Genomic DNA, 5,416 nt, shown 5'->3' on the forward strand with positions numbered 1-5,416 from the left:
GAGTTGACAATTCGAGAAGTCGTCGGCGTGTCGACTGGAAATTACATGATTGTAGTTACTCACGAACTCTGGCGAACTCGTGTGACTGGTGTGAAAGTTGCGTCTCGTGTGACCTTCCCCGCGCACTGGAGTAGTCAATATGCGTCTCGTACAGGCCCGTTTCATCACCGCCTGCCAGCAGCTGCTGGCCCTCGGTGTCGTCCTTGCCGTCCTCACCCCGGCCTCCGGGGTGATCTCCCTCGACATCGTCGGCCAGCACCCCGGTGCGACCGGCGCCGGCGGGCCGGCGGTGATCTCCGGCGCGCTGCGCTCGGCCACCGTGCCGACCGCCGTCGTGGAGCCCACCGTCACCGAGGTCCCGCTCACCACGCCCACCGGCAGTGCCCGCGCCCTGGCCGGCCGCACCGTGGTCGGTGCGTCGGTCACGAGCAGCCGGGTGACCAGCAAGCCGCAGGACGTGACGGGCTACGGCGCCGTCGGCGTCACCTGGGCGCACGGCGAGAACCTCGCCGACGACCAGATCGCCCTGATGGTGCGCACCCGCGAGGGGGACACCTGGAGCGACTGGGCCGACCTGGAGTACCACGACGACCACGCCCCCGACGCGGACAGCCCCGACGCGGCCACCTCGCGCCCGGGCACCGACCCGCTCATCGTGGGTGACGTCGACGCCGTCCAGATCAGGGCCCGCGCGAGCGACACCCTCCCCGACGACCTGTCCATGGCCGTCGTCGAGCCAGGCCGCGCCGACGCGACCGAGACCGAGGAGCCCGCAGCCGGCGACACGTCGTACGACGACGACTACGAGGAGCGCGGCGGCGAGACCGCGACGACCACGGACGGGGACATCGAGCTCCAGGCCGCCCGCAAGGCTCCCCAGCCGACCATCTTCAGTCGTGCCCAGTGGGGCGCCGACGAGTCGATCCGCAACAAGAGCGCGCTGCGCTACGGCACCATCAGCGCCGGCTTCGTGCACCACACCGTCAACGCCAACGACTACACCGAGGCGCAGGTGCCGGGCATCATCCGCAGCATCTACGCCTACCACGTGAAGTCCCGCGGCTGGAGCGACATCGGCTACAACTTCCTCGTCGATCGGTTCGGCCGGATCTGGGAGGGCCGGTACGGCGGGATCGACAAGCCCGTCGTCGGGGCGCACACGCTCAACTACAACGACTACGCCTTCGCCATGTCGGCCATCGGCAACTTCGACGTCGTCCAGCCGCCCGAGGTGATGCTCCAGGCCTACGGCTCGCTGTTCGCGTGGAAGCTCGGCCTGAGCGGGGTCAACCCGGCCTCGATGTCCCAGCAGGTCGGTCGCTCGACCTTCGCGGCCATCAACGGCCACCGCGACGCCGGCTCGACCGCGTGCCCCGGCAGGTACCTCTACGCCAAGATCCCCGCCATCCGGGCGTACGCCGCCGCGGGCGGGACGCCGGCACCCGCGCCCACACCGACCCCGCCGCCCGCTCCGGTGCCCACGACCGTGACGATCGGCGACCCCGCCCCGCAGTCCAACCTGGTGGGCGGGCCCTACCCGGACCTCGTCGTCCGGCGGGCCGGAGACGGTCGCGGCTTCATCATCCCCACCGGCGGCCTCACCGCGTTCGCCAAGGCGACGACGGTGTCCACCAAGGGCTGGAAGGACAAGCAGGACGTCCTGGTCACCCCGGACGTCACCGGCGACGGCGTGATCGACCTGGTGTCCACCAGCAGGCAGGGCGTGCTGCGGATCCGTCCCGGCAAGGGCAACGGCACCTTCAAGGCCACCTCCAAGGTCATCAAGGCCACCCGTGGCCACACGCTGATGACGGCTGTGGGCGACCTCGACAAGGACGGCCGCAACGACCTCGTGGCCCGGCACAAGGGCAAGCTCGTCGCCCTGCTCGGCGCCTCCCGTGGCGGCTTCAAGCGGGTCGTGCTCGGCAAGGGCATGGGCAACGCGGTGCAGTTCATCGGTGCGGGTGACCAGAACGGCGACGGCAACGTCGACCTGCTCCTGCGCGACGCCAAGGGACTGACCCTGCTCAAGGGCAAGGGCAACGGACGCTTCGGGGCGCGGGCCTCGGTCCCCGGCTCCTGGCGGGTCTACAACCGCATCACGAGTGGCGCGGACTTCAACGGCGACGGTCGCCTCGACCTGGTCGCCCGCCGCAGCAAGGGTGCGGTCTTCATCCTGCCCTCGCGCGGCGACGGCTCCTTCGGCACTCCGGTCGGCCCCGCCACGAACGTCCGCTCGCTGCGGTCGATGACCGGTGCGGGCAACCTCGTGGGCGACGCGGCACCCGACCTGGTCGGCGTCAAGGACAACTCCCTGGTCGTGATCCCCAACCGCGGCACCTTCGACCTCGGGGCACCGATCGACACCGGTGTCTCCCTGGCCGGGGCGGACCTGATCCTCAACGCGGGCGACTGGAACGGCGACGGCGCGGGCGACGTGCTCACCCGCGGCACCGACGGCTCCCTGTCGCTGTGGCGGGGCAACGGGGCCGGCCAGCTCACCGGGCCCGCCATGATCGGCAGCGGCTTCGGGGGGATCTCCCTCGTCCCGGCCGGTGACGTGACCGGCGACGGCTTCCCGGACCTGCTCGGCACCCAGGCCAACGGCACGCTGATGGTCTACGGCGGCACCGGGAGCGGGATCATGGCCGGCCAGCAGGTGGGGGGTCGCAAGATCAGCCGCGCGGGCCTGCCCAGCGACGTGTCGGGCTTCGACTGGGTCGTCGGGGTCAGCGACATCAGGGCCAAGGGGCGTGGCGACTACATCGTGCGCCAGCGCGGCACGGGCGACGTCTACCTCTACACGGGCACGAGCGGCAAGGTCGCCGCGCCGCGCTACCTCGGGAGCGGGACGGAGGGCTTCGACCTGGCCGGCTAGGCCCCCGGCAGTCCGGCCCGGTGAGTGGCGCGTTCCGCGGCGTACGTCGCGTCGAGCCGCTCCGGGTCAGGGTGTCGGACGAGGACCAGCGAGCCGCCGCGTACGAGCGGCTCGGTGAAGGTGGCGATCCCCGGTGGGGAAGCCGGATTCGCCACCGAGAAGAGACGGCCGCCGTCGGTGAGGAGACTCCCGGCGGCGGCCGACTCCATGAGCGCCGCCTGGGTGTGGTCGCCGTAGGCGCCGTCGGTGGCGACGTCGGGGCCGGTGGGCGGGTCCCAGGGCGTGAAGGCGTCGGGCTGGGACCAGATCTCCAGGCCGACGTCGTGCACGCCGGCCGGGACGCCGTCGGCGAAGCGCACGCCTAGCGGGAGCAGGCTGCACCCGAGCACGACGAGCTCGTCACCGCGGCCGGCCCACGCCTCGAGGGTGTCGGGACCGCACACGACCGCGTCGGGATCGTCCGCGGAGGTGAGGACCAGGCCGACCGTCCAGGCCGCGCCCAGGAACACCGGCCCGAGCCAGTGCGTCGGCAGGTCGACGCGCAGTCGCATGCCGCGCTCGAGGTCGCCCTCCTCGACCAGCAGGCTGGCGGCCTTGGCCACCCAGTTGGCGTACGTCGTCACCGACAGCTCGACCCGCTCGCCGGAGGCGTGGTCGTACCAGGTCACCAGCGGTCGACCCGGCTCGTGGCGCAGCTGGGTCCGCAGGACGGCGTCGAAGGTGGTCACGCGTTCACCCTAGAGAGCCCTGCGGGTGTCGGTGGCATAGCCTCCGCCCCATGACTGACCTGACGACCCGGCCGTCGACCAGCCCGCTCGACCACTTCTGGGCCGTCGTCCCCGCCGGTGGCGCGGGCACCCGCCTCTGGCCGCTGTCCCGGGCCTCCTCGCCCAAGTTCCTCCACGACCTGACGGGGTCGGGGCGCACGCTCCTCCAGGCCACCCACGACCGGCTGGTGCCGCTGGTGGGGGACCGCTTCCTCGTGGTGACGGGCCGCGCGCACCGCGACGCCGTCCTCGGCCAGCTCGACGTCCCCGATGAGGCCGTGCTGGCGGAGCCGTCCGCCCGCGACTCGATGGCCGCCATCGGGCTGGCGGCCGCGCTGCTGGAGCGTCGGGACCCCGAGGCGGTCATGGGCTCGTTCGCCGCCGACCACGTCATCACCGACCCCGATGCCTTCCACACGGTGGTCGGGCGCGCCGTCGAGGCGGCCCGCGCCGGGTGGCTGGTGACCATCGGCATCGAGCCCACGCACCCCGCGACCGGCTTCGGCTACATCAGCGCGGGCGAGGAGCTCGCCGGGGTGCCGGGCGCTCGCGTGGTCCGTGAGTTCGTCGAGAAGCCCGACGCCGACGTGGCGGCGGACTACGTCGAGCGCGGCTACCGGTGGAACGCCGGCATGTTCGTCGTCCGGCCGACCGTGCTGCTCGACCTGCTGGCCGAGGGCGACCCGGCCTTCGCCGCCGCGCTGCGGGCGATCGCGGCCGACCCCGCAACGCTCGACGGGTCCTGGGAGTCCCTGCCCCGGATCGCGGTGGACCACGCGGTGGCCGAGCCCGCCGCCGCCGCCGGGCGCGTGGCCGTGGTCCCGGGTCGGTTCGGCTGGGACGACGTGGGCGACTTCGCGTCGCTGCGCTCGCTGCTGCCGGACCCGGACGGCGGCCTCGTCGTGCTCGGCGACCGGGACCGCGTCCGGGCGATCGACAGCACCGGGCTCGTCGTGCCGGGCGGCGACCGGGTGGTGGCCGTCATCGGTCTCGACGACGTCGTGGTCGTGGACACGGGCGACGCCCTGCTCGTCACGACCCGGGCGCGCGCGCAGGACGTGAAATCGATCGTGGCCGCCCTCAAGGAGGACGGCCACGTCGGTCTGACCTGAGGGGAGAGGTCCGTCAGAGGACGGTCGGCTCCGGGGAGTCCATGTAGGGGTACTTCTTCATGAACTCGTCGAGGGCCTCGCCGCTCGGGGCCGAGCAGTACTGGAACACGCCCACCTGCTTGCCCTCCTGGCCCGCGTCGGCACCGCCGACGGACCAGTGGGTCATGGCCACGTGCTGGCCGGAGGGGAACGGGTCGCCGTCCTCGTCGGTCCACGGCACGGCCTTGAACTTGTCGCGCAGGTTGGTGGTGCTGGACTTCTTGGAGGCGATGCCGCGCAGGTCGTCCATCATCGCGTCGCTGTCGGCGACGGTCTGGTCGTACCAGAGGATCGTGTAGCCGTGCTCGAGGTTGTGGACGAGCTCACCCACGTCGGGCCGGTCGGAGGCGGAGTAGAGCTTGCGGTCGATGCTGTCCCAGACGTTGTAGTGCTGACCGAACGCGGGCGGCGAGTCCTCGAACTGCAGCGGAGTGCCCGGCTCGACGTGGTCCTGGTTGCCGGACGCCTTCTTGGTCGTGATCTCACCGCAGTCGGACGCCGGGGCGCCGATGGCGTCGATCGACTCCGTCTCGTAGGACCGCAGGTCCCACCAGTCCTTGATCGGCTTGTACGCCGCCGCACCGATGATGATCAGCGCCACCAGGATGCAGGCCCCGACG

The 5,416-nt window shown here is 72.0% G+C and carries 4 protein-coding genes; 2 read left to right on the plus strand and 2 right to left on the minus strand.

Going from position 1 to position 5,416, the window contains the following annotated elements; genetic code table 11:
* Positions 1-139: 139 nt before the first annotated feature.
* Positions 140-2,878, plus strand: a complete 2,739-nt coding sequence (locus tag AC1DQF_RS21040) for an FG-GAP-like repeat-containing protein (protein WP_477527175.1) — start codon at positions 140-142, stop codon at positions 2,876-2,878.
* Here AC1DQF_RS21040 and AC1DQF_RS21045 read toward each other — a convergent pair.
* Complete coding sequence (locus AC1DQF_RS21045; RefSeq protein WP_477527176.1) at positions 2,875-3,606, minus strand: TIGR03089 family protein; 732 nt, start codon at positions 3,604-3,606, stop codon at positions 2,875-2,877. The genes AC1DQF_RS21040 and AC1DQF_RS21045 overlap by 4 nt on opposite strands.
* A 50-nt stretch (positions 3,607-3,656) precedes the next feature.
* Here AC1DQF_RS21045 and AC1DQF_RS21050 point away from each other — a divergent pair, with 50 nt between their 5' ends.
* A complete protein-coding gene (locus AC1DQF_RS21050; RefSeq protein WP_477527177.1) occupies positions 3,657-4,757 on the plus strand; it encodes a mannose-1-phosphate guanylyltransferase in 1,101 nt (366 codons plus the stop codon).
* Between the two features lie 13 nt (positions 4,758-4,770).
* On the opposite strand, the gene AC1DQF_RS21055 is transcribed toward AC1DQF_RS21050, so the two are convergent.
* On the minus strand, positions 4,771-5,416 hold a 646-nt coding region (locus tag AC1DQF_RS21055; RefSeq protein WP_477527178.1), incomplete at its 5' end, for a DUF3105 domain-containing protein.

This window comes from Nocardioides sp. P4_G4 (assembly GCF_056401085.1).